Genomic DNA, 23764 nt, shown 5'->3' with positions numbered 1-23764 from the left:
CTCAGAGGTTGCTGGCGGCGGTGTCGCGGATCGCCGCGACGATGTTCGGATAGGCGCTGCAGCGACAGATGTTGCCGCTCATCCGCTCGCGGATCTCGGCGTCGCTGAGGGTCGGCGTGGCGGCAACGTCCTCGGTGACGTGGCTCGGCCACCCGGCCTTGGCCTCGCTCAGCATGCCGACCGACGAGCAGATCTGGCCCGGCGTGCAGTAGCCGCACTGGAAGCCGTCATGCGCCAGGAACGCCGCCTGCATCGGGTGGAGGTTGTCCCCGTCCGCCAAGCCCTCGATCGTGGTGATCGGGTCGCCGTCGTGCATCGCCGCGAGCGTCAGGCAGGAATTGATGCGCCGGCCGTCGACCAGCACCGTGCAGGCGCCGCACTGGCCGTGGTCGCAGCCCTTCTTGGTGCCGGTGAGCGCCAGGTGCTCGCGCAGGGCGTCGAGGAGCGTCGTGCGGGTGTCGAGGACGAGGTCGTGCGCCTGCCCGTTGATGGTGAGCCGTACCGGCAGGGTTTGGGGAGCCGGGTCGCCGGGGGCCGCCGCGGCGACCGCGGGGGCTGGCCGGAACCCGAATGCGCCCAGGGCGCCGGCCACCGCGCAGCCCTCCACGACGGCCCGCCGCGTCAGAGCGAACGGCTTCGTCGGAGTCGCGTCTGTCATGCTGCCATCCCGCCCGCTCACCGCGCGTCGAACGCCGCGCAGCTTGGAATCTGGTCGGCCAACGTGCGGCCGGCCGGATTAGATCCGGTCCAGACTGCGCCCGTTCAGCGCGGCTCCGCGGCTCCGGGCGCTGGACTCTGGTCGCGACCCGATCGGTCCGTCTCTCCGGCCGCGGGGAAACGATCCGGGGCACCGCGACAGCGGCGGCCGTGGCGCCCGCTGGGTTGCCTCGCCGCGCCCGTGAGGACGGGGGCGCCGCGGAACGCGTCCCGCTGCGAGCGTTTGGGTTGATCGACAACGACACCGGAGTCTCGTCTCATGGCTATCCCGACCCTGCCGCTCAACGACGGGCGCCGCATCCCGCAGATCGGCTACGGCTGCTGGCAGCTCTCGGACGCGCAGGCGCCGGATCTCGTCGGACAGGCCCTCCGCGCCGGCTATCGGCTGATCGACACGGCCGCCGCCTACGGCAACGAGGCGGGCGTCGGGCGCGGCATCCGGGACGCCGAGATCCCCCGCGAGGAGATCTTCCTCACCACGAAGCTCTGGAACGACCGCCAGGGCCGCGACGAGGCCCGGCGCGCCTTCGACGAGAGCCTGCGGCAACTCGGTCTGCCGTATGTCGACCTGTACCTGATCCACTGGCCGTGCCCGCAGCGGCGCCTGTTCGTCGAGACCTGGAAGACGCTGATCGAGCTCCGACAGGAGGGCCGCGCCAGATCCATCGGCGTGTCGAACTTCGCGCCCGAGCACCTCGCCACGCTGATCGGCGAGACCGGCGTGGCCCCGGCCGTCAATCAGATCGAGCTGCACCCCTATTTCCAGCGCGCGGAGCCGCGCGCGGAGGACGCTCGTCACGGAATCGTGACCGAGTCGTGGAGCCCGCTGGGCCGCGGCAAGGAGCTGAACGATCCGGTCATTCTCGCGATCGCGAAGGCCCGCGGGAAGACGCCGGCACAGGTGGTGCTGCGCTGGCAGATCCAGGCCGGCTGCGTGGCGATCCCCAAGACCGCCACACCGCGGCGCATCGCCGAGAACATCGCGCTGTTCGACTTCGAGCTCGGCGCCGACGAGATGGCCCGGATCGCCGGCCTCGACCGGCCCGACGGCCGCATCGGGCCCGACCCGGCGACCTTCTGCTAAGCGCACCAGCCTTCGGCGGCGCAGCGTAACATCGCAGCGCAAAAGATTTATGCTCACAGCTAGCATATCTGGACAGGGACGCGCGGCCCCCATAAGTTAGACGGCACAATGCTCAAACTGAGCATAATGGAGGACGCCATGGCGGCGACCGTTGCACCCGTCTCCCGCACGACGATTCCGGGCCTGCCCCTTCCGGATCTCTACGCCCGTGTCAGCCGGCACGTCCCCGCGATCGAGTGGCCGGCGCTCGCGCCGGACATCGAGGCGATCCTGCGCCTGAAGCGGGAGCGCAACGCCGTGATCCTGGCGCACAACTACCAGGCACCGGAGATCTTCCACACGGTGGCGGACATCGTCGGCGACAGCCTCGCGCTGGCCCGCGAGGCGGTGACCGTCGACGCCGACGTGATCGTGCTGGCGGGCGTCCACTTCATGGCCGAGACCGCCAAGCTCCTGAACCCGAGCAAGACGGTGCTCATCCCCGACATGGGCGCCGGCTGCTCCCTGGCCGATTCGATCACCGCCGCGGACGTGCGCGGCCTGCGCGCCAAGTACCCCGGCGTGCCGATCGTGACCTACGTGAACACCTCGGCGGCCGTGAAGGCCGAGTCCGACCTGTGCTGCACCTCCGGCAACGCCGTCGCGGTGGTGAAGTCGCTGAACGCCCCCCGCGTTCTCATGATCCCCGACGAGTTCCTCGCGCAGAACGTCCAGGCCGAGATCCCGGAGGTCGAGATCCTGACCTGGGCCGGCCACTGCGAGGTGCACGAGCGCTTCACCCCGGCCGATATCCGCGACGTCCGCGACAGCTATCCGGGCGTGACGGTGATCGCGCACCCCGAATGCCCGCCGGACGTGGTGGCCGAGTCGGACTTCTCCGGCTCCACCGCGATGATGATGGACTTCGTCGTCGAGAAGCGGCCGAAGCAGGTGGTGCTCGTCACGGAGTGCTCGATGGCCGACAACATCGCGGCGCAGAACCCCGACATCGAGTTCATCAAGCCCTGCAACATGTGCCCGCACATGAAGCGGATGAGCCTGAAGAACATCCGTCGCTCGCTCGAGACGATGACCCACGAGGTCACGGTCGATCCGGCGCTGGCCGACCGCGCCCGGGCGGCGGTCGAGCGCATGCTCCAGGTGCGCACGCGATGAACGCGATCTCCCCCACCAATGCCGACCGCGTCGTCGTGGTCGGCGGCGGCGTCGCGGGCCTCAGCGTCGCCCTGCGCCTCGCGCCCCGACCGGTGACTTTGGTCACCGCCTCGGCGCTCGGCCTCGGCACCGCCACCGGCTGGGCCCAGGGCGGCATCGCGGCCGCGGTCGGCGACCTCGCCCCCCGCGACGTGGTCGCCCGCGGCATCTTCCAGGCGCTGCAGCGGGGCCGCACGGTCTTTCTCGACGCCCGGGGCGCGCTCGGCGCCGCGATGCCGTCGCGCTTCCCMACCGTGGCGGGGCTCTGCGCCGCCGCCGGCATCGACCCGGCCGCGCAGCCGATCCCGGTGCGCCCGGCCGCGCACTACCACATGGGCGGGGTGAGGGTGGACGCGCACGGCGCCACCTCGGTCCCGGGCCTCTACGCCTGCGGCGAGGTCGCCTCGACGGGGCTGCACGGCGCGAACCGGCTCGCCAGCAACTCCCTGCTCGAAGGTCTCGCCTACGCGCGGTTCATCGCCGACTGGCTCGACGCGCCGCCGCCCGCCACCATCGTGCCCGAGGCCGTGTCGGCGCGCGCCGCCGGCGATCTGCCGGCGATCCGGGCGCTGATGGAGCGCAGGGTCGGCGTCGTGCGCGACGCCGCGGGCCTCGCCGCGGCCGTCGCCACCCTGGAGCCGGAGGCGCAGACCTGCGACGCTGCCCTCGTGGCGCTGCTCATCGCCCGCGGCGCGCTCGCCCGCCAGGAGAGCCGCGGCGCCCACTGGCGCAGCGACTTCCCCCGCCTCGCCCCGGCCGCGCACACCGAGACGACGGCGGCCGACCTCATCGCCGCGACCCCGTCCGCCGAGGAGGCGCTGACGCCATGACCCAGTCGGTTCTCTCCGAAGAGATCCTGCCCCTGCCGCGTCTCCTCGTGGAGCCGGTGGTCCGCGCCGCCCTCCTGGAGGATCTCGGCCGGGCCGGCGACATCACCACCGACGCCATCGTGCCCCCGGGCGAGCGGATGCGCGGCGTGATCGCCTCCCGGCAGGACGGCGTCATCTCCGGCACCGACGCCGCCGCCATCGCGTTCGCGCTTGTGGACCCCGCCGTGACCGTCACGGTCGAGCGGGGCGACGGTGCCCGCGTGACGCCGGGCGACGTGGTGCTGCGCCTCGAGGGGCCGGCGCGGGCGATCCTCACGGCCGAGCGCGTGGCGCTGAACCTGCTCTGCCGGATGTCGGGCGTGGCCACCGCCACCCACGGCCTCGTCGAGGCCGCGCGCCCGCACGGCAGGGCGTCGATCGTCTGTACCCGCAAGACCACGCCGGGCCTGCGCGCCCTGGAGAAGCACGCGGTCCGCGCCGGTGGCGGCTCGAACCACCGCTTCGGCCTCGACGACGCGGTGCTGATCAAGGACAACCACGTGGCGGTGGCCGGCGGCATCGTGCCGGCGATCGAGCGCGCCCGGTCGCGGGCCGGCCACCTCGTGAAGATCGAGTGCGAGGTCGACCGCCTGGAGCAGCTGGAGGAGGCGCTCTCTGTCGGGGTCGACGCCGTGCTCCTCGACAACATGAGCCCCGCTCAGCTGGCCCGTGCGGTGGCGATGATCGACGGTCGCGCCCTGTCCGAGGCGTCGGGCCGGATCACCCGCGAGACGGTGGGGGCGGTCGCGGCCTCGGGGGTCGACCTGATCTCCTGCGGCTGGATCACCCACTCGGCGGCGATCATCGACCTGGGCCTCGACGCCGCCTGACCGGCGGGCCCCGCTCGCCACCGGCGCGGCGGGGCCATCGCGGTCGTTCGACTGTCATCACGTTCGGGTGACAAGTCTTCGTCGGGGTCGCTCGGGAGATCTGCCGAGTCTATCGCCGCGCGGCCGACGCGCTAAGGTTTCGCCCAACCGCGACGCCATCGACCGGACCCGACCGTGAGCCACGCCCTGCCTCCCGCGGCTGCCCCGGCGGTCGATCTCCCGGCGGCGCCCGTCGCGCGCAAACCCGGCGCGACCCGGCACGGACCTGGCACCGCGCTCCTGCTGGGCGCGCTGGGCGTCGTGTACGGCGACATCGGCACGAGCCCGCTCTACGCGTTCAAGGAGGCCGTGAAGGCCGCGACCAGCGGCGGCGCCTCGGTGCCGGTCGCCGCCACCGGCGCGGTGTCGCTGATCCTGTGGTCGCTGATCCTGATCGTGTCGCTGAAATACGCGGTGCTGATCCTGCGCGCCGACAACCGGGGCGAGGGCGGCATCGTCGCCATGCTGGCGCTGCTCGGCGCGCGGCAGGCCCGGCCGGGGACGTGGAAGGCGCTGCTGCTGGTGGTCGGGCTGGTGGGCGCGGCCCTGCTCTACGGCGACGGCGCGATCACGCCGGCGATCTCGGTGCTGTCGGCGATCGAGGGGCTGAAGATCGACGCGCCGGCGCTCGGGCCGTACGTGGTGCCGATCACCCTGGTGATCCTGGTCGGGCTGTTCCTGGTCCAGCACAAGGGCGTGGCCGCCATCGGCCGGGTGTTCGGGCCCGTCATGCTGGTCTGGTTCGTCGTCCTGGTCCTGCTCGCGATCCCCAGCATCCTGCGCACGCCGGAGATCCTCGGAGCGGCCAACCCCTGGCGCGCGGTGGACTTCCTGGTCCATGCGGGCTGGCACGTCAGCTTCCTGATGCTCGGCGCGGCCTTCCTGGCGGTGACCGGCGGCGAGGCGATGTACGCCGATCTCGGCCATTTCGGCGCCCCGGCGATCCGGATCGCGTGGTTCGGCCTCGTGCTGCCGGCGCTGCTGATCCACTATTGCGGCCAGGGCGCGCTGATCATCGCCGACCCGAGCGCGATCGAGAACCCGTTCTACCGGCTCGCGCCGGACTGGGCGCATTACCCGCTGGTGGCGCTCGCCACGATGGCGACCGTCATCGCCTCGCAGGCGGTGATCTCGGGCGTCTACTCGCTGACGCAGCAATCGATCCAGCTCGGCTTCATGCCGATGATGCGGGTCGTGCATACCGATCAGGACGAGCGCGGCCAGATCTACGTGCCGGCGGTGAACTGGCTGCTCGCCGCCGCGACCCTGACCGCCGTCGTGGTGTTCGGCTCCTCCGACGCCCTGGCCGGCGCCTACGGCATCGCGGTCTCGGCGCTGATGGGGATCACCACCCTGCTCGCCGCGCTGATCGCATTGCGCTGGGGCTACAACCCGGTCCTGGTCCTCGCGGTCAACGGCTTCTTCCTGGCCATCGACGCCGTGTTCTTCGCCGCCAACAGCGTGAAGCTGTTCGAGGGCGGCTGGTTTCCGCTGCTGCTCGCCGGCGCGGTCGCGTTCCTGATGCTGACCTGGATGAAGGGCAACCACGTCCTCGAAACGGTCCGCCAGACCATGCGCATGTCCGAGGCCGCCTTCCTGTCCAGCCTCAGCTCGCACCCGCCGGTGACGCTGCCCGGCACCGCGGCTTTCCTGACCGCCGCCACCGAGGGCATCCCGATGGCGCTCGGCCGCCTGCTGGAGCGCAGCCGCTGCCTGCACGAGCGGATCCTGCTGATCACCGTGATCTACGAGGAGGAGCCGGTGATCCCGGCGAGCGAGCGGGCGCAGGTCACGCTGGTCGCGCAGGGCATCCGCAAGGCGATCTCCAAGTACACGCCCGGCATGGAGCGCGTCGTGCTGCGCTACGGCTTCATGCAGACCGCCTCGATCCCCGAGGGCCTGCAATGCGCGGTGGCGAGCGGGCTGCTGCCGCCGGAATACCTGGAGGACATGACCTACTTCGTCGGCCACGAGGTGGTGATCCCGTCGCCGACCCATCCCGGCATGGCGCCGTGGCGGGAGGGCCTGTTCGCCTTCATGAAGCGCAACGCCGAGCGCACCGGCGCGCATTTCGGCCTGCCGACCCGGCAGATCGTCGAGGTGGGCACCGAGATCGAGATCTGAGCGCGCCTTCGGGATGGGCCGCTCCGCGGCGATTCCTGCGCTGGATCTCGCGTCGCATTCCGCTGGCGCTCCATGCGCCCGGGAAAGGGTCGGTGTATCGTCCTGCACCACCCCTTTCCCGGACAGGTCGAGCGAAGCGGGACCTGATCCGGGACCCGGCACACGAACAGGCCGCGAAGCGGCGCATCGCGAGCCGGAGCCAGCCGCATTGAAAACGGCCCCGTTCGCCAGCATATCGCCACCGCAATTTCCCCCACAGCGGAGGCATCACCCGTGAGCGAGACGATCGAGCGGCACGAGTTCGGGGCGGAGGTGGGTCGCCTCCTCGACCTCGTCGTGCACGCGCTCTACTCCGACCGCGAGATCTTCCTGCGCGAACTCGTCGCCAACGCCGCCGACGCCATGGACCGGCGGCGGTTCGAGGCGCTGACCTCGGCGGCGAGCGCCCTGCCGCCGGACGCCAAGGTCCGGATCGCGCCCGACAAGGAGGCGCGGACCCTGACCGTGTCGGATGCCGGCATCGGCATGACCAAGGAGGATCTCGCCACCAACCTCGGCACCATCGCGCGCTCCGGCACGCGCGCCTTCTCGCAGACGCTCGAATCCGCCAAGGCCGAGGACCGGCCGAGCCTGATCGGCCAGTTCGGCGTCGGCTTCTACTCGGCCTTCATGGTCGCCGACCGGGTGACCGTCACGTCGCGCCGCGCCGGCAGCGACGAGGCCTGGACCTGGGCCTCGGAGGGGCAGGGCAGCTACACGCTGGAGCCGGCGACGCGCGGCGAGCCCGGCACCGACATCGTGCTGCACCTCAAGGCGGATGCCGACGAGTACCTCGAGCCCTACCGCCTCGACCATCTCGTGCGGAAATGGGCCGACTTCATCACCGTGCCGATCGCCGTCGTGCGCGACGGCAAGGACGAATCGGCCAACCAGGGGACCGCGCTCTGGCGCAAGGCGAAGTCCGAGGTCACCGAGGAGCAGTACGAGGAATTCTACCACTCCATCGGCATGAACTTCGACAAGCCGTGGGCGACGCTCCACTGGCGCGCCGAGGGCCAGCTCGAATTCTCCGCCCTGCTCTTCATCCCCGGCTCGAAGCCGTTCCAGGCCCTCGAGAACGAGCGGCAGAGCAAGGTCCGGCTGCATGTCCGGCGGATGTTCATCACCGACGAGGCCGAGCTGCTGCCGCCGTGGCTGCGCTTCGTCCAGGGCGTGGTCGACACCGAGGACCTGCCGCTGAACGTCTCCCGCGAGATGCTGCAGTCGACCCCGGCCCTCGCCCGGATCCGCCGCGCGGTCACCGGGCGCGTGGTCTCCGAACTCACGACCCGCGCCAAGGACGCGGAGGGCTACCAGTCCTTCTGGGAGAATTTCGGCCCCGTCCTCAAGGAGGGGATCTACGAGGATTTCGAGCGCCGGGGCGAGATCGCGCCGCTCCTGCGCTTCCGCTCCTCGGCCGTCGAGGGCTGGACCTCGCTGCCCGACTACGTGTCCCGCATGAAGGACGGCCAGGAGGCGATCTACTACCTCGTCGCCGACGATGCCGAGGCGCTCAAGTCGTCGCCGCAGCTGGAGGGCTTCCGGGCCCGCGGCCTCGAGGTGCTGCTCCTCTCCGACCACGTCGACGCGTTCTGGCCCGATCAGCTCGGCACCTTCGACGAGAAGCCGCTCCGTTCGATCACCAAGGGCGGCCTCGACCTGTCGAAGTTCGCGCCGGAGGGCGGGCAGCCGGAGGCGCCGGAGGGCATCGAGGCCTTCGTCGCCGCCGTGAAGGCCGCCCTCGGCGCCGAGGTCTCGGACGTGCGCACCACCGACCGGCTCGTCGACTCGGCGGTGGTCCTCTCGGCCGGCACCGGCGGGCCCGACCTGCAGATGCAGCGGCTCATGCGCCGGGCCGGGCGGGCCGGTGCCGGGCAGCCGGTCCTGGAGATCAACCCGCGCCATCCGCTGATTCGGGCGCTGTCCGCGGCGCCCGAATCGGAGGTGCCGCAGGCTGCCGGGACGCTCCTCGACCTCGCCCGCATCCAGGACGGCGACAGCCCCCGCGACCCGGCCGCCTTCGCCCGCACGGTGGCGGCGGCGCTCGCGGCCGCGCGCGGCGCGTAGGACTACGGAGACCCGCGCCGCGCGCTGCCGTGAGGTCGCGCGCGGCGTGTGTCTCCACACACATCCGCTCGGGATGATTGCGGGTTCGGTTGATCATTCGGAAATGGTCGAGCCATAACTTCGCCACCGGTCGGGATCATTGCCCGGCCGAAGGCGCGGGCGCGGTGGGGGCCGCAGGCGTCTGAGCCGAAACCTCTCGCGCGCCTCGGGCGCGCCTCACGGACGCTGCATGAACCCGGTCGAGGCTGAAGCCGGCAACGGACAGGCGGTCGCGGCGGCGCGGACCCGGGCCCACGCCCGGGCGTACCGCCACAGCGGACGCGTGCGCACCATGCGCCGGCTGATCCCGGTGGTCGCCGGCGGCGCGGTGGCGCTGCTGCTGGGCTACCTGTTCAACCCCTTCGCGGCGCAGCTGCCGGGCGTCTCGGTCGGCCCGGTGACGCTGGCCGGCTCCAAGGTCCGCATGGAGAACCCGCGGCTCGCGGGCTTCCGTCAGGGCACGCGCGGCTACGAGGTGACGGCCGACGCCGCCCTCCAAGACGTGCGCAAGCCGAGCCAGATCGAGCTGCAGCAGATGCGCGGCCACATCGCCACCGACGACCAGGGCGGCATCGCCCGCCTCTCGGCGACGTCGGGCCTGTTCGACACCGCCCGCGAGGCGCTCGACCTGAAGGACGACATCCGCATCTGGACCGACAAGGGCGAGGAGGCGCGCCTGCGCTCCGCCGCCGTCGCGTTCAAGACCGGCTCCATCAGCTCGCAGGAACCCGTCACGGTCTCGAGCCCGCGGGCCACCGTGAAGGCCGACACGCTCGACGTCGTCGAGAACGGCAAGCGGATCTCCTTCGTGGGGAACGTCCACGTGGTCATCGTGAGCGACGATCCGGGGGAGAAGCCGCAGGCCCGCCTCCTGACCTCGGATGCCGAAGCCGCGGACGGTGCCCGATGAGCGCCGCCCGCACCCTCTGGGTTGCCCTGGCAACCGGACTGGTCCTCGCAGGCCCGGCGCTGGCCGAGAAGCCGGCCCGCAAGGACTCGCCCTTCGGCAATATCGGCGGCGGCGGCAAGGACCCGATCAAGATCGACGCCGACCGGCTCGACGTATTCGACCGCGAGAACAAGGCGGTCTTCGCCGGCAACGTCGTGGCCGTGCAGGGCGACAGCACCATCCGCTGCTCGACCATGACGGTGACCTACAAGCGCGGCAAGGACGCGCCCGGCAAGGGCGCGAAAGGCGACGCCAAGGGTGAGGCGAAGGACGAGGGTGCCGACGCGGCCCCGCGCAACCCCGCCGAGAACGGGATCCAGAAGGTCGACTGCGCCGGGCCGGTGACGGTGGTGCAGAAGGATCAGGTCGCCACCGGCGATCACGCGGTGTTCGACCAGGATGCCAAGCGGATCGTGCTGACCGGCAACGTCGTCCTGAGCCAGTGCCAGAACGTCACCCGCGGCCAGCGCCTCGTCTACGACATGAACACCGGGCGCGCGAACATGGACCCGGTGGCGGGCGGCCGAGTCTCCGCCCTGTTCGTGCCCGGCGAGAAGTCCGACGCCAAGGACGGCAAGGCGAAGGGCTGCACGCAGCCGCCGCCCAGGCCGAAGGCGCAGGTCGATTGAGCGGCGCCGTGGCGTTCCAGGCGGGCCCGCAGGAGCCGGCCCGGACGGGCTGGCTCGGCCGCCTGTTCGGCCGGCGCGCGCCCCGTCCCGAGGCCGCCGACGGCTGGTCGGCGGCGGAGGAGGGCGGCCTCGGCATCCTCAGCGTGCGCGGCCTGCGCAAGAGCTACGGTGCCCGCACGGTCGTGCACGAGGCGGGGCTGACGGTCCGCACCGGCGAGGCCGTGGGGCTGCTCGGACCGAACGGCGCCGGCAAGACCACGATCTTCTACATGATCACCGGGCTGGTGGCGGCCGATCGCGGCCACATCACCCTGGACGGACTGCCCATCACGCACCTGCCCATGTACCAGCGGGCCCGGCTCGGGATCGGCTATCTGCCGCAGGAGGCCTCGATCTTCCGCGGGCTCACCGTGGAGGACAACATCCGCGCGGTGCTGGAAGTGGTCGAGCCGGACCGCAAGACGCGCGCCCGCAAGCTCGACTCGCTGCTGGAGGAGTTCGACATCGCGCGCCTGCGCAAGTCGCCCTCGATCGCGCTCTCCGGCGGCGAGCGGCGGCGCTGCGAGATCGCCCGCGCGCTCGCCTCGTCGCCGACATTCATGCTGCTGGACGAGCCTTTCGCGGGCATCGACCCGATCGCGGTCGGCGACATCCAGGACCTGGTGAAGCACCTGAAGCAGCGCGGCATCGGCGTGCTGATCACCGACCACAATGTCCGCGAGACGCTGGGCCTGATCGACCGCGCCTACATCGCCCATTCCGGCCGCATCCTGACGGAGGGCACGCCCGAGGAGATCGTGGCGAACCCGGACGCGCGGCGGCTGTATCTCGGCGAGGATTTCCGGCTCTAGGGCCGTTGCCGAACGGGTTGGGCGACGGGCGAGCGCTCACCCCTTCCAGTTCTTCAAAGCCGCGAACGGGCTGTCCGAGCCGGCCGGCTTCTCCGGGTTCAGCACCGGCTCCACCTGGGCGATCGCGTCCGCCATCGAGAAGGCCGAGCCGCTCTGGAGCCGGCCGCCCGCCGCGTCGCGGTGGCCGCCGCCGCGGAACAGGCGGGCGCCGTCGAGGGCCGTGCCGTCGTTGGACCGGAACGACAGCGTGCCCATCCGCTGGACGTTGACCACGCGCTTGGCGCGGCCCGCGTCCATGATCAGGTCGGAGACCCGCTGGAAGGTGCCCGAATCGAGGGCGAAGGACAGGAGCGTGCCGTCCTTCAGCGGGCGGAACAGGGAATCCGAGCGGGCGAGCGCCCGGGCGAGCCGCATGCGCGTCGTCAGCGCCGGATCGTCGTCCGGCGCGTCGCGCAGCAGGGTGTCGACGACGCCGGCCCGGATCGCCGAGGCGCGTCGCTCCAGTTCGGCCGGGCTCGCACCGTCCCGGAGGGCCGCGGCGGCCGCGAGCAGGATCTCGGACACGAACCGGTCGTGCCAGGGATGTCCGACCGGCACGTAGCTCGACACGGCCTCCCAGAACAGCTCGTCCAGGGCGAGGCCGCCCCGGAAGGCCGGGCTCTCCTTGCGCCAGAGGTCGAGGGCATCGACCGCGGTCAGCAGGCTCGACAGGTCGGTCGCGGGCTCGTGCGCGGCGAACAGGGCCCGGTGCTCGAAGGTCATCCGCGTGGCGCAGATGTCGTCCTCGATCAGCACGGCGATCTCGGGGTCGCCCAGGTCGATCCGGTGGAGCGCCGGCCGCTCGGCGTTGGGCGCCGCCTCGAGGCCCAGGCGCCGCATCTGGTCGAGGGACGAGGCGTGGTGGTCGAGGACCACGAGGCGGTGCTTCTGACCGTCCGCGCGGCGCCGGTTCATCGCGGCGAACTTCTTCAGGCCCGCGATCGTCTGCTCCTCCAGGCCGAGGTCGGTCATCAGCAGCACCTCGCGCTCCGCCGCGCGGCTGAGGCGCTTGATCTCGTCCTCGAAGACCGGGCCGACATCGCTGTAGCGGGGCACGTGGACGACGCGCTCGACCGTGGCGCAGGCGGCGGCAACCGTCGAGGCGCCGTAGCCGTCGAGGTCGTGGTGGGTGATTTGGATCAGGCGCAACGGGCGGACTCGAAGGGTGACGGAGCGGCCCGTCTACGACGCCCGGCGCCGCGAGGCGAGGGGCGGCGGGCCTTCCGTCCGGCGGCGTTCGGTGCAGAATGGTCCCGGGCCGCCACGAGTCGCGAAGGACCGACCGGCCCCGGAGACCCCCAAGGGGCCCGTCATCCCGGGAGGACACGATGGCCCTGGCCGCAACGCCGCGCGTGCGCCGCATCCAGACGATCTCGCTCGCCCTGCTCGTGACGGCGGGCGTCGTCAACTACGTCGACCGGGCCACCCTGGCGGTGGCCAACCCGCTGATCCGCGAGGATCTCGGCCTCTCGATCCCCGACATGGGCCTGCTGCTCTCGGCCTTCCTCTGGGCCTACGCCTTCGCGCAGCTGCCCGCCGGCGCGCTCGCCGACCGGCTCGGCCCGCGCCTGACGCTGACGCTCGGCCTGACCTGCTGGTCGTTCGGCCAGATGCTCGGCGGCGCGGTGACGTCGTTCTGGCAGTTCGTGAGCGCGCGGATCGTGCTCGGGGTCGGCGAGGCGCCGCATTTCCCGACCTGCGCCCGCGTCTCCCGCGACTGGTTCAACATCCGCCAGCGCGGCACCGCCACGGGGATCTGGAACTGCGCCTCCTCGCTCGGCACCTTCCTCGCCCTGCCGCTGCTCACCTTCCTCATGGTGAGCTTCGGCTGGCGGGCGATGTTCGTCATCATGGGCGCGGCCGGCCTCGCGCTCGCCGCGGTCGTCTACCTCGTGTTCCGCAACCCGCAGGAGACCGACCTGACGCCGGGGGAGCGGGCCTTCCTGGAGGAGGGCGATGCCCCGAACGCCAGCCGCGCGGTCACCTGGGGCGCGTGGCGGCGGCTCTTCGGGTTCCGCACCAGCTGGGGGATGATCGTCGGCTATTTCGGCTGCATCTACATGACGTGGCTCTACACCGCGTGGCTGCCGAGCTACCTCGAGATCGAGCGGCACTTCACCCTGCAGAAGACCGGCCTCGTCGGCTCGATCCCCTTCGCGTTCGGCGTGCTGGGCGGGATCCTGGGCGGCCGCGTCGTCGATCTCCTCGTCCGCCGCGGCGTCGACCCGATCCGCAGCCGCAAGATCCCGATGGTCGGCTCCCTGGTGGCGACTGCCGCCTTCACGGTGGTGGCGGCCCTGACGCCGAGCGACACCCTCGCGATCGCCTGCATCTCGGCCTCGCTGTTCCTGGTCTACATGAGCTCGTCCTCGGCCTGGGCGATGGCCTCCGTGGCGGCGCCGGCCAGCTGCACGGCGTCGCTCGGCGCCATGCAGAATTTCGGTGGCTACATCGGCGGCGCCCTGGCGCCGACCGTGACCGGCTTCATCGTCGGCGGCACGGGCCACTTCTCCGTGGCCTTCATCACCGGCGCCGCGATCGCCCTGGTGGCGGCCCTGGGCTACTGGACGCTGATCCAGGATCCCATCGCCGACGAGGGGCCTGAGAGCCCGATCGTCGGCGCGCTCGGGGCCGCGCGCTAGGCGGGCCGATCGCGCCCTCTCGCGTCACCCCCGCAGGTTCGGCGCGGCCAGGATCAGGTCGCGCAGATGCGTGCGGGCCGTGAAGCTCCGGCGCATCAGGTCGACGAAGGTGGCGGCCGGCCCGTCCCAGTCGTGGCGCGCCGCGTGGGCCCGCGCGGCGTTCGCGTCGAAGGGCAGCCGCCCCTCGATCGCCGCCGCCATCAGCTCGGCGAGCCGCTCGACCCGGTCGGGTGCGTCCGGGTCGAAGTAGCTCGCCGCGCTGCCGCCGGCTTCCGGGATGGCCGTCAGGCTCGAGGCGATGACGGGGGTTCCCCGGGCGAGGCTGTCGAGCACCGGGATGCCCCAGCCCTCGCCGCGGCTCGGGAAGACCAGGGCGGCGGCCCGGGCGTAGAGGTCGGACAGGCCCCGGTCGTCGATGCCGGCGATGTGCACCGCGTCCGGCGTCCGGGCGAGGCGGTCGAGGGTCTCGGGCCGCTCGCCGTCGCCCTTGCCGACCACGATCAGCCGGGCCGCGCCCTGCGGCAGCCGCGCGAAGGCGTCGAGGACGAGGCCGAGATTCTTTCGCGGCTCCAGCCGGCCGACCATCAGCAGGTAGGGGCGCCCGTCGGCGAGCGGCGTCCGCTCCGTGACCGCCTGCGGCGGCGTGGAGCCGCAGCGCACCTCGGCGATGCGCTCCCGCGCGATGCCGTAGACGGTGGCGATGGAGTCCCGGCTGTAGTCGGAGATGGTCAGGACCAGCTTGGCGCGCCGCGCCGAGAGCCGGGTCAGGATCTTGTTCCGCCAGCGCATCGACCAGGGGAAGAACTCGGGATGCGTCTCGAACAGGATGTCGTGGACCACCACCACCTGCCGGTCGCCCGGCACCAGCGGCGGGGCGATGTAGGTGGTCAGGAGCGTGTCGAGCCGGTCGCGCAGGAACAGCCACGGCCAGACCAGGGTCAGCCGCACGGTCGCGGGCACGCGCGGCAGCCGTTGGTGCTCGATGTTGTCGCCCGAGACGATGCGGGCGCAGGCCTCCGGGTCGCCGGAATAGACCACGTAGGTGGCGTCCGGGTGGCGGGCGGCGGCCCGCCCGATAATGTTCACGAGCCAGGTCCGGCTGCCCTGCGGCTTGCCGGTGAGCACGTGCGCGTCGATGCCGATGCGAAGCATGTTACGGGCTCCTGTAGGCGCCGAAGGTCGGGGCCTCGCCGGGGGCGTAGGCCCGGCCGGCGATGTCGCGGGTGGCGCCGAGCGGGATGCCGGCGCGGGCCGGGGGCGCCGTCAGGGCGAGCCCGCCGGCCATGGGGTTGGCGGGATCGCGGAAGGCGGGCGTGCCGGTGAGGTCGGGACCCTGGCCGTTGAGCGGCAGGCTCGTCCCGTCGCCGGTGGCCTGCGTGCCCCAGCGGTAGAGCGGGGCGCCGACGGCGCTGCCGAGGAAGTTCGGCCCGATCGCGTTGTTGTTGTCGGTGGTGGTCGCCTCGACCACGATCGCGGCCACGTTCGGCCGGGTCGCGTAGGCGATGTTGTTGAGCACCCGGTTGCTCGACGTGCGGTCGACCCGCTTGGTGTAGTCGGAGGCCAGCACGATCTCGCCGCGATAGACGTGCTTGCCGCCGGAATCGCGCATGTTGCCGGTGGTCGTGTTGTTGACCACCGTGTTGGAGCCGGCGTCGAACAGGTTGATCCCGGCCCCGTCATTGTCGGCCGCGACGTTGAACTCGACGACGTTGCCGTCGCACCACTGGTCGATCTGGATGCCGTTGCCGTCCTGGCCGGTGGTCTCCTTCTGGCCGGTGACGATGTTGTACCGGATGATGTTGCGGTCGCCGGCGTCCTGGGCGGCATCCTTGGCGTAGACGTGGATGCCCGAGGTGCCCGACATGCCCACGCCGTTGCCCGAGACGCGGTTGCCCTCCACGACGTAGCCGGAGCCGTTGATCTCCATCCCGTGGATGCCGTTGCCGGTCACGGTGTTGTCGAGGATGTAGCTCGGATCCTCCGCGGGCGCGTTGATCACGTCGACGGCCACGCCGTGGGTCTGGTTGTCGGCGAGGGTGTTGCCGGTGATGCGGTGCCCCGCCCCGGCGCCGTCGCCGATCCAGATCCCCAGGCCGGAGCGGGACACGGTCGAGCCCGCGACCGTGACGTGGCTCGATCCCCGGCGGATGATGAAGCCGGAATTCGCCGCGCCCTGGACGGTGAGGCCCGTGACCGTGACGTAGGCGGCGTTCTCGAACACCACCGAGTTGGAGAGGCGCGGCTGCGTGCCGGGTTCGGCCGCCACCGTCACGGGCGCCGCCGCGGTCCCGCGGGACCCGACGAACACCACGTCGCCGTAGCTGCCGCCCCGGACCAGCACGCTCGAGCCGGGACCGAGCGCCGCGAAGGGCACGTCGGCGAGCCGCGCCACCGTGGTGTAGCCGGGTTTGGTGCCGCCGGCGGGGTCGACCAGGATGCTCTGCTGCACCTGCGCGTCGGCCGGCCCGCAGGCGGACAGGACCGGCAGGACCAGCGTCGACAGGGCGCCGCCGAGGACCGTGCTGGATCGCCTCATGCCGCGAGCGCCCGGGCGATGGCGAGGCGCTTGCGCCGCTGGAACAGCCGGCGCCACACGCTGCGACCGGCTTCGGGGCTGATCCGCGTCAGCGCGCGGGCCGCCATCTGCCAGCCGGGCAGGAGCGCCTGCGGCATGGCGAGGTCGGCGACCCGGTGGCGCGCCGCCGCGCCGAGCGGCGGCGGCCCGACGAGGCCGAGGCGGCCGAGATCCGCCACGAGGTCCGGGCGCTTGCGGTACCACAGCACCAGGGCCGCGCCCTCGCGCTCGGCGATCCGCAGGTAGGCCGCCTCGTCCAGGAGGTGGTGGTGGTAGCCCAGCGCCTCGGCGGCGTAGAACAGGCGCATGCCGCGCCGGGCCAGCCGCTCGCCGAGCTCGATGTCCTCGTGCCAGAACAGTTTCGGGTCGAAGCCGCCGGCCGCCTCCAGGAATTGCCGGTCGACGCTGACGTTGCAGGTCAGGAACGCGTCCCAGCCGACCTCGTCGCGGCCCGCAAGGGCGTCGTAGGACGCGTCGTGGTGCAGCGCCGAGAACGGCGAGAACGGCAGGGCGGGATCGATGGTCATCCGGCCGAGGATCGCGGTCTCCCGTCCGCCGCGCCGGGCGTGGGCGAGCCGGTGCGCCTCGACGAGGCTCGGCACCGGGATGGTGTCGTCGTTGACGATCAGGAGGCGATCGCCCCGGGCCGCCGCGATGGCGCGGTTGCGGGCGGCGTTCGCCCCGGCATTCTCCTGGCGCAGGTGCACCACCGGGACCCGCGCGGTGGCGACCGCGCGGCTGACGACCGTCCCGGTGTGGTCGGTCGAGCCGTCGTCGCAGACGACGATCTCGAAGGGCGCCTCCGTCTCCTGCCGGTCGAAGGCCCGCAGGCACAGCCGCAGCGTGTCGGCGCGGTTGTAGGTCGGGATGATGACCGAGAGCACGGGTCGATCGCTCATGACGAGGCTTCCGGAAGCGGGAGGGGGAGGGGATCGGTCGGGGCACGGCGCAGGCACAGCCACCCCGCGAAGGCGCTCGCGAGCACCGCGACGGCGGGCACCGCCACGGGCGCCAGGGCGGCGGGACCGGCCCCCCAGGCGAGAGCGGTGAGGAGGGCGGGCGCGGCGAGGGTCGGCATGTCGGCCAGGGCGAGGGGCGGCCCGATCTCCCGCCAGAAGGCGTGGGCCAGGACGAGGAGCATCGCGGCCTCGGCGAGCAGCGCCGCGAGGCCCGCGCCGAGGAGCGGATTCCAGGGGATCAGCAGCGCGCAGACGATGAGGTTGGTAGCGCAGGCCGCAGCGCTCCCGCGCACCGCGAAGCCGGTCCGCCCCAGGGGGACGAGGCCCGCGAACAGGATCGTGGCGGCGATCAGCAGGACGCTCATCGCGGTGGCGACGCGCAGCACCGGGACGGCGCCGCCGAAATCCGGGCCGAAGGCGAGGCGTACCAGGGACTCCGCCAGGGCGCAGGCCGCCACCGCGCCGGCGCAGGACGCGGCGAGAATCGGGACCAGCGCGCCGCGGACCCGCGCGCGCAGGGCGGTCGTGCCNGGCCCCTGGGCGACGGACGGTCGCGCGCAGGGCGGTCGTGCCGGCGCGCGACCGTCCGTCGACCAGGGGCCCGACGGCGCGCCCGAAGACCGGCACCAGCGGCGCGCACAGGGTGATCGCCACCGCGGCGCCCAGCTCGAAGAACCGGAACCCGGCCGTGAACTGGCCGAGCTCGGCCGCACCCGCGAAGGCGGCCAGCATCATCAGGCTGATCCGGCCGTTGAGCGAGCCGAGGGCGTTCGAGACGCCTACCCCCGCCGCGGCACGGATCGTCGCGAGCGCGTGCGGCAGCGATGCGGGACGGGCGGGCACGAGGCGCAGCGCCAGCGCCAGCCCGACCGCGCCGTACGCGATGCCGGCGGCCACCGCCACGAGGCTGAGCGCCGCCTCCGGAAGCTGCCACCACAGCGCGAGTGCCGTCCCGCCGATCAGCAGGGCGGCGTTGGCGAGCGACGGCCAGACGGACCAGGCCGGCCGCCCGCAGACCTGGAACAGGGCGTCGAGGAAGCGGGCGGCCGCGAGCGGCATCAGCGCGGCGGCGAGCGCCAGCGCGGGCCGGATCGCGTCCGGCAGCACCGGCAGGACGCAGAGCAGTACCGCACCCGTGCCGAGGCCGAGGACGAGGCGCGCCGACAGCATCCGGCCGAACTCGGCCGCGCGCATCTCCGGCCCGAGCGCGCCGATCCGCGCCCCGAAGGTCAGCGTGGTGCCGAAATCCGCCGCGATCAGCGCCACTGCGAGGATCGCCAGGGCGAGGCCGTAGCGGCCCAGCGCCGCCGGGCCGGCGAAGTGGCCGACCATCACGAAGGCCGCGAAGCCCGCCGCGAGGTAGACGGCGCGTCCCGCCGCCTGCCCGAGCAGGTTCGCGCCGTAGCGCAACCCGCCGGCGCGCCTCCGTCCCGACAATCGGTTTACCAAGCGAAGCATCTCTCGGTGAAGCCTGACTGAAAACTGCGACCTACGATTGCATCGTGGCAGGCTGCGTATGGCTTGCAACCGCAGTCTCAATTTATGGTTGCAGAGTTATCGCGTTTGCAAAACCGGAGGACTGCGTATGGGCGAGACCGCCGCTGGGCCGGAGCTGTGTCTCTCGCGCGGAACGGACGCCGAGCCGGGGCGGCGCCCGAGGTGGGGGGAGGTTCGGACTGCCCTGGCCGCCGACCGGGCTCACTGGCGCCGGCGCGGGGGCGGGCCGGCGATCCTCCGCCGGGGCTATCACGCGGTCTGGCTCTATCGCCTGTCCCGCTACGCCCACGAGCGCGGGTGGCGGATGGCGGCGTGGCTTCTGTGGCTGGTGAACGGCTGGTGGACGGGCGCCGACATCCCGCCCTCCAGCCGCATCGCCGGCGGCCTGTTCCTGCCGCAGCCCTACGGGACGGTCATCGCCGGCGCCGTGGGCCGCGACGCCGCCTTCGGGATCCAGGCCTCCATCGGCGGCCTGCTGAAGGAGCCGGATCAGGATATCGGCGGCGGTCCCGGCCTGCCGGTGCTGGGCGACGACGTCGTTCTGGAGGCCGGCGCGATCGTGCTCGGCGCCGTCGCGATCGGTGACCGGGCCCGGATCGGCCCGCGGACGACCATCCTCAAGGCCGTCCGGGCCGACGAGGAAGTCATGCCGCAGCCCTGGCGACCGCTCCCCGGCCGGGGCGTCGCGGCGTGAGCGGCGCGATGACGGATCACGTGACCCTGTCGGGGCTGCGGCGCCTCCTGGCGGCCGACTTCGCCCGCGTCCTGCACCAGACCACGGGCGGCAAGCCGACCTCCCGGCTGCGCCGCCTGATGCACCTCACCCTGCCGGCCATGCAGGTGGCGATCCTCCACAGGACCGCCCACCTGCTCCACGGCCGGGGCTGGCGCCGCTGCGCCGCCCTGGTGGCCGACCTGTCCCTGCGGCTGACCGGCGCCTGCCTGCATCCGGGTTCGCGCGTGGGACCCGGGCTGTTCGTACCCCACCCGGCCCGGGTCGCCTTCTGCGGGACCGGAGGCGCCGACCTCACGCTCCTGCCGGGTACCCTGGTCGGGCCGCGGGACTGGGTCTTCCCGAACCAGCCGTTCCCCGCCGACGGCCCCAGCCTCGGTGACCGCGCGGTGGTCGGCGCGCACGCCGCCGTGCAGGGGGCGGTCGCCATCGGCGCGGGCGCGACGGTCGGCATCGGGGTCTGCAGCCTCCGGGACGTCCCGGCCGGCACCGTGACGATGCTGGCCCAGCGGCAGGTGCGCAGCGGGGGGCTGGGCCCGGAGGCCGGCCATGGCCGCTAGGACCGGCCGCGCGCCGCAGGTGCCTGCCTCACGCGGGCCNAGGTGCCTGCCTCACGCGGGCCCGCGCTCCCGGCGGACGGCCCGCGGTGCCGGCCGGCCCGCCCCCTCGGGCGCGAGCTGGCGGCGCAGGACGCGCTCGTAGGCGTCGAAGATGCCGCGCCACGTGAACGCCTCGGCGTGGCGGCGACGGGACGCCTCGCCCATTGCGGCGAGACGGCGCGGCCCGGCCCGCACCAGGCCCAGGATGCCCTGCCGCAGCTCGGTCTCGTCGCCGAAGTACAGCGCCTGCGGCCCCGCCACCCAGCGGTTGAACGGGTTGTCGTGGGCGAGGATCGGCGAGCCCGCCCCCAGCGCCTCGACCAGCGACGGGTTGGTCCCGCCCACGGTGTGGCCGTGGATGTGGAAGCGGGCGTGGAAGCGGAGAGCGCCCACGCGCTCGGCCTCGTAGATCGCGCCGGCGAAGATCACGTCCGGCCCCCCCGCCGCCCGGACGGTGCGGTGGTACGGGTCGGATTCCGCGAGCTTGCCCAGCACGAGCAGCGGCAGGCCCGGCCGGACCTCGCTCCAGGCCCGGACGATCTGGAGGACGAGATTCTCGGGCACCACCCGGGCGATCAGCAGGCCGTAATCGCGCGGGCGCAGACCGAATTGGGCCAGCGGCTCGGTCGAGGCTTCCAGCACCGGGTCGGCACCGTACGCGATGGTGGTGATCCGGGTGGCCGACGTCCCGCGGGCGAGGTGCCGGGCGATCTCCGGGTGGTCCGCCACGAGGTGGGTCGAGAACAGGCTGCCGAGCCGCTCGTTCAGCCAGAACCAGGCCTTGGCGGGCCTCGACCAGCGGTCGCGCTTCCACTCGATGCCGTCCATGTTCATGACGCTGCGCTTGGCCGTCAGCCTGTAGAGCAGCGAGAACACGGCGGTGTTGTAGCCGAGCACGAGGGGCAGGGCCGGCCGGAACGCCGCCCGCAGGGTGCATTTCAGGTCGAACACGATCGTCGAGACGGCGCCGTCGCCCCGGACCGTGACCGGGATCAGCGTGATCCCGCGCCAGACCGTCGGCGGCGCCGGCTCGCGCACCTGACAGTAGACCTCGACCCGCCAGCCGCGCCCCACGAGCTCCAGCGCGAGGCGCTCCGCCAGCGTCTCGAACCCCCCGTGCGCCGCCGGCACCCCGCGGGTGCCGAGGATCGCCACCGCCGGGCGCCCGCCCGAGCCCCCGGATTTCACATGCGCCGTCGGCGCGGCACGTTCAGAGGAGCCTGAGGCATGGTCACGGTCGAACAGCGTCTGTTCCGGGAGATGGGCGCCGGGGGCTATTCCCGGCACGACCACCGGATGGAGTACATCGTGCGCGTCAACGCGCTGCTGCGCCCGGACATGCGGGTGATGGAGTTCGGCGCGGGGCGCGGCAAGTGGAGCGATGATCCGGTCCCACTGCGGCGGCACCTCGGCGACTTCCGGGGGCGCTGCGCCCAGGTCGTCGCCTGCGACGTCGACGAGGCGGTCCTCGGCAACCGGTCGGCCGACGAGGTCCGGCTGATCGGTCACGACGGGGTGCTGCCATTTCCGGACGGGAGCTTCGACCTGATCTCGGCCTTCTCGGTCCTCGAGCATATCGAGCATCCCGAGGTCACCGCGGCGGAGCTCGGCCGGGTGCTCGCCCCGGGCGGCTGGCTCTGCGCCTGGACGCCGAACCGCTGGGGCTATGTCGGGATCGGGGCGCGGCTCGTGCCGAAGCGGCTGCACGCGCGGGTGCTGCGCCTCGTCGAGCCGCGGCGGGTCGAGATCGACTCGTTCGTGCCGCTCTACACGATGAACACGGAGGCGGCGCGGAAGCGGCTTTTCCCAACTGACCGGTTCGAGCACTTCACCTACAGTTTCGACGGGCAGCCGTTCTATCATGGCGAGAACATCGTCCTGGGCAAGTTCTGGGAGCTGCTGTTCCGGCTCACGCCGGGTCCCTTCAAGGGCTACCACATGGTATTCATCCGCAAGCGCCCGTGACGCTTCATCGCGGTCAGAGACGAAGACTGCGCAGGTGGCCGGCGAACCTGCGCATGTCCTCGGCCTTGCGGGCGAGGTCCGGCTGCCGGCGCAGCCGGGCCGCGAGACCGTAGGCCAGGGCCCGCAGGATGAAGCCGAGCCGGAGCGGGGCCGCGAAGAAGGCCGGTGACGACAGGGGCCGGCCGGCATTCCGCAGGCTGTAGATGGCGGCCAGCCCGTCGAGCCAGCGGGCCGAGCGGGTGCTGCCCGAGCCGCCCTGGAGGTGGGTGACGGCGATGTCCGGGCGGTAGGCGACGCGCCAGCCGGCATCGCGCAGGCGGCAGCCCCAGTCCACGTCCTCGCCGTAGAGGAACATCGGGCTCTCCAGGCCGCCGATCGCGGCGATCGCCGTGCGGCGCAGGAGCAGGCAGGCCCCGCAGATCCAGTCGACGTCGCGGGCCCGCGCCCCCCTGGCCTGGCGGCCGGCGAGGTAGAGGCCGCGCAGTCCGAGGCGGCCCGACAGGCCGGCGGCGTGCACCAGGATCGCGCCCGGGCGCGGCTCGTAGCCGGCGTCCCCGACCTGGTGCGCCCCGTCCGGGAAGGTCAGGCGCGGGCCGACCGCCCCGACCTCCGGATGCGCGTCGAGATGGTCCAGGAGGCCGGAGAGCGCGTCCGGGTCGTGCAGGAACGCGTCGGGGTTGAGGAGCAGGATCGCGGTGCCCCGCGCGTGCTCCAGCGCGCGCGCGTTGCCGCCGGCGAAGCCGTGATTGGTCAACTCGGCGATGACCCGCACCCAGGGAAAGGCCCGCGCGACGCGCTCCGGCGTCCCGTCGGTCGAGGCGTTGTCGACGAGGATGACCTCGTAGGGGCGTCCGACCCGGCTCGCCGCCAGCAGGTCCAGGCAGGTCTCGATGTCCCGGCCGGCATTGTAGGTGACGATCAGGACACTGAGGCTGACGGCGCTCACGGACGCTCTCCGTACGCTGCGAGGGAGGGGCGACGCCCGGACGGCGCCGGGATCCGCTCCGGTCGGGCGGGCGCGGCGCCGGTCCGACCCGGGGACGCGACCGCCCGCGACGCGTCGACGGCGCCCTGCGCCGCTGCGCCGCCCGCACCCCGGCGATCAGCCCGAGGCCGGCGTAGAGCAGTTCGGCGATGCCGAGATTCAGGCGGAAGCCCGGATCGACCAGCCCGTGCAGCAGGTGCGCGATCAGGCCGACCGCGCAGGCGGCCGCGATCGCCGCGAGCGGATCGCCCACCGGCGCGCGGCGGGCGGCGCGGAAGCCCCGGGCGATGCCGGTGCCGAAGACCAGCGCGAAGGCCGCGTAGCCGACGACCCCGACCT

General features: G+C 72.8%; 21 protein-coding genes. 13 read left to right on the top strand and 8 right to left on the bottom strand.

Translation table 11 applies throughout. The features are described 5' to 3' along the window. Window position 1: 1 nt before the first annotated feature. Window positions 2-658, bottom strand: coding sequence for an aldehyde dehydrogenase iron-sulfur subunit PaoA (gene paoA, locus MMR14E_RS03330; RefSeq protein ID WP_331312803.1), 657 nt, complete (start codon window positions 656-658; stop codon window positions 2-4). Window positions 659-976: 318 nt separating this feature from the next. Between paoA and MMR14E_RS03325 the strand changes: the two genes are divergently transcribed. From MMR14E_RS03325 to lptB, 9 genes are all read left to right on the top strand, one after another. Further along, a complete protein-coding gene (locus MMR14E_RS03325; RefSeq protein ID WP_331312802.1) occupies window positions 977-1801 on the top strand; it encodes an aldo/keto reductase in 825 nt (274 codons plus the stop codon). 138 nt (window positions 1802-1939) lie between these two features. Further along, on the top strand, window positions 1940-2956 hold the full coding sequence (gene nadA, locus MMR14E_RS03320; RefSeq protein WP_331312801.1) for a quinolinate synthase NadA: 1017 nt from the start codon (window positions 1940-1942) through the stop codon (window positions 2954-2956). Continuing rightward, window positions 2953-3825, top strand: a complete 873-nt coding sequence (locus MMR14E_RS03315) for an FAD-binding protein (RefSeq protein WP_331312800.1) — start codon at window positions 2953-2955, stop codon at window positions 3823-3825. The genes nadA and MMR14E_RS03315 overlap by 4 nt, the downstream gene beginning before the upstream one ends. Continuing rightward, the gene (gene nadC / locus MMR14E_RS03310) at window positions 3822-4694 is read left to right on the top strand and encodes a carboxylating nicotinate-nucleotide diphosphorylase (protein ID WP_331312799.1); all 873 of its coding nucleotides are present in this window, start codon (window positions 3822-3824) and stop codon (window positions 4692-4694) included. The genes MMR14E_RS03315 and nadC overlap by 4 nt, the downstream gene beginning before the upstream one ends. A 174-nt stretch (window positions 4695-4868) precedes the next feature. Then, a complete protein-coding gene (locus tag MMR14E_RS03305) occupies window positions 4869-6857 on the top strand; it encodes a potassium transporter Kup (RefSeq protein WP_331312798.1) in 1989 nt (662 codons plus the stop codon). A gap of 273 nt (window positions 6858-7130) precedes the next feature. Further along, window positions 7131-8963 (top strand): molecular chaperone HtpG, encoded by a 1833-nt coding sequence (gene htpG / locus MMR14E_RS03300; protein ID WP_331312797.1) that lies wholly within the window; start codon window positions 7131-7133, stop codon window positions 8961-8963. A gap of 229 nt (window positions 8964-9192) precedes the next feature. After that, on the top strand, window positions 9193-9912 hold the full coding sequence (lptC, locus tag MMR14E_RS03295) for an LPS export ABC transporter periplasmic protein LptC (protein ID WP_331312796.1): 720 nt from the start codon (window positions 9193-9195) through the stop codon (window positions 9910-9912). Next, a complete protein-coding gene (locus MMR14E_RS03290) occupies window positions 9909-10580 on the top strand; it encodes an LptA/OstA family protein (RefSeq protein ID WP_331312795.1) in 672 nt (223 codons plus the stop codon). The genes lptC and MMR14E_RS03290 overlap by 4 nt, the downstream gene beginning before the upstream one ends. Before the next feature lie 8 nt (window positions 10581-10588). Continuing rightward, complete coding sequence (gene lptB, locus MMR14E_RS03285) at window positions 10589-11431, top strand: LPS export ABC transporter ATP-binding protein (RefSeq protein WP_419539296.1); 843 nt, start codon at window positions 10589-10591, stop codon at window positions 11429-11431. Window positions 11432-11467: 36 nt separating this feature from the next. Here the strand turns inward: lptB and MMR14E_RS03280 are convergent, their stop codons facing one another. After that, window positions 11468-12619, bottom strand: coding sequence for a dimethylmenaquinone methyltransferase (locus MMR14E_RS03280; RefSeq protein WP_331312794.1), 1152 nt, complete (start codon window positions 12617-12619; stop codon window positions 11468-11470). A 179-nt stretch (window positions 12620-12798) separates the two neighbouring features. Here MMR14E_RS03280 and MMR14E_RS03275 point away from each other — a divergent pair, with 179 nt between their 5' ends. After that, window positions 12799-14112 carry an MFS transporter gene (locus MMR14E_RS03275; RefSeq protein WP_331312793.1) on the top strand — a complete coding sequence of 438 codons (1314 nt, stop codon included), beginning with the start codon at window positions 12799-12801 and terminating at the stop codon, window positions 14110-14112. Window positions 14113-14136: 24 nt separating this feature from the next. Here the strand turns inward: MMR14E_RS03275 and MMR14E_RS03270 are convergent, their stop codons facing one another. Genes MMR14E_RS03270 through MMR14E_RS03255 form a run of 4 tightly spaced genes read right to left on the bottom strand, consistent with a single transcriptional unit; the run spans window position 14137 to window position 18104 of the window. Further along, entirely contained in the window at window positions 14137-15264 is a 1128-nt protein-coding gene (locus MMR14E_RS03270) for a glycosyltransferase family 1 protein (RefSeq protein ID WP_331312792.1), read from the bottom strand. Window position 15265: 1 nt separating this feature from the next. Beyond that, window positions 15266-16648 carry a right-handed parallel beta-helix repeat-containing protein gene (locus tag MMR14E_RS03265; protein WP_331312791.1) on the bottom strand — a complete coding sequence of 461 codons (1383 nt, stop codon included), beginning with the start codon at window positions 16646-16648 and terminating at the stop codon, window positions 15266-15268. Further along, the gene (locus MMR14E_RS03260; protein ID WP_331312790.1) at window positions 16645-17586 is read right to left on the bottom strand and encodes a glycosyltransferase; all 942 of its coding nucleotides are present in this window, start codon (window positions 17584-17586) and stop codon (window positions 16645-16647) included. The genes MMR14E_RS03265 and MMR14E_RS03260 overlap by 4 nt, the downstream gene beginning before the upstream one ends. Then, a complete protein-coding gene (locus MMR14E_RS03255; protein ID WP_331312789.1) occupies window positions 17583-18104 on the bottom strand; it encodes a polysaccharide biosynthesis C-terminal domain-containing protein in 522 nt (173 codons plus the stop codon). Before MMR14E_RS03255 ends, MMR14E_RS03260 begins: the two co-directional genes overlap by 4 nt. Window positions 18105-19231: 1127 nt before the next feature. On the opposite strand from MMR14E_RS03255, the gene MMR14E_RS03250 reads away from it, so the two are divergent. Together MMR14E_RS03250 and MMR14E_RS03245 are read left to right on the top strand one after the other, a co-directional pair. Further along, window positions 19232-19837: a serine acetyltransferase gene (locus MMR14E_RS03250; protein WP_331312788.1), complete on the top strand. Its 606-nt coding sequence runs from the start codon at window positions 19232-19234 to the stop codon at window positions 19835-19837. A gap of 8 nt (window positions 19838-19845) precedes the next feature. Then, window positions 19846-20436, top strand: a complete 591-nt coding sequence (locus MMR14E_RS03245; protein ID WP_331312787.1) for a serine acetyltransferase — start codon at window positions 19846-19848, stop codon at window positions 20434-20436. Window positions 20437-20487: 51 nt separating this feature from the next. On the opposite strand, the gene MMR14E_RS03240 is transcribed toward MMR14E_RS03245, so the two are convergent. After that, entirely contained in the window at window positions 20488-21630 is a 1143-nt protein-coding gene (locus MMR14E_RS03240) for a DUF1972 domain-containing protein (RefSeq protein WP_331312786.1), read from the bottom strand. Between the two features lie 72 nt (window positions 21631-21702). On the opposite strand from MMR14E_RS03240, the gene MMR14E_RS03235 reads away from it, so the two are divergent. Beyond that, window positions 21703-22440, top strand: coding sequence for a class I SAM-dependent methyltransferase (locus MMR14E_RS03235; RefSeq protein ID WP_331312785.1), 738 nt, complete (start codon window positions 21703-21705; stop codon window positions 22438-22440). Window positions 22441-22453: 13 nt separating this feature from the next. On the opposite strand, the gene MMR14E_RS03230 is transcribed toward MMR14E_RS03235, so the two are convergent. Beyond that, window positions 22454-23386, bottom strand: coding sequence for a glycosyltransferase family 2 protein (locus tag MMR14E_RS03230; RefSeq protein WP_331312784.1), 933 nt, complete (start codon window positions 23384-23386; stop codon window positions 22454-22456). Window positions 23387-23764: the final 378 nt, after the last annotated feature.

Source organism: Methylobacterium mesophilicum (assembly GCF_036441335.1).
GTDB classification, from domain to species: Bacteria; Pseudomonadota; Alphaproteobacteria; order Rhizobiales; family Beijerinckiaceae; genus Methylobacterium; species Methylobacterium mesophilicum_B.
This window is presented reverse-complemented; position numbering and strand designations above follow the sequence as displayed.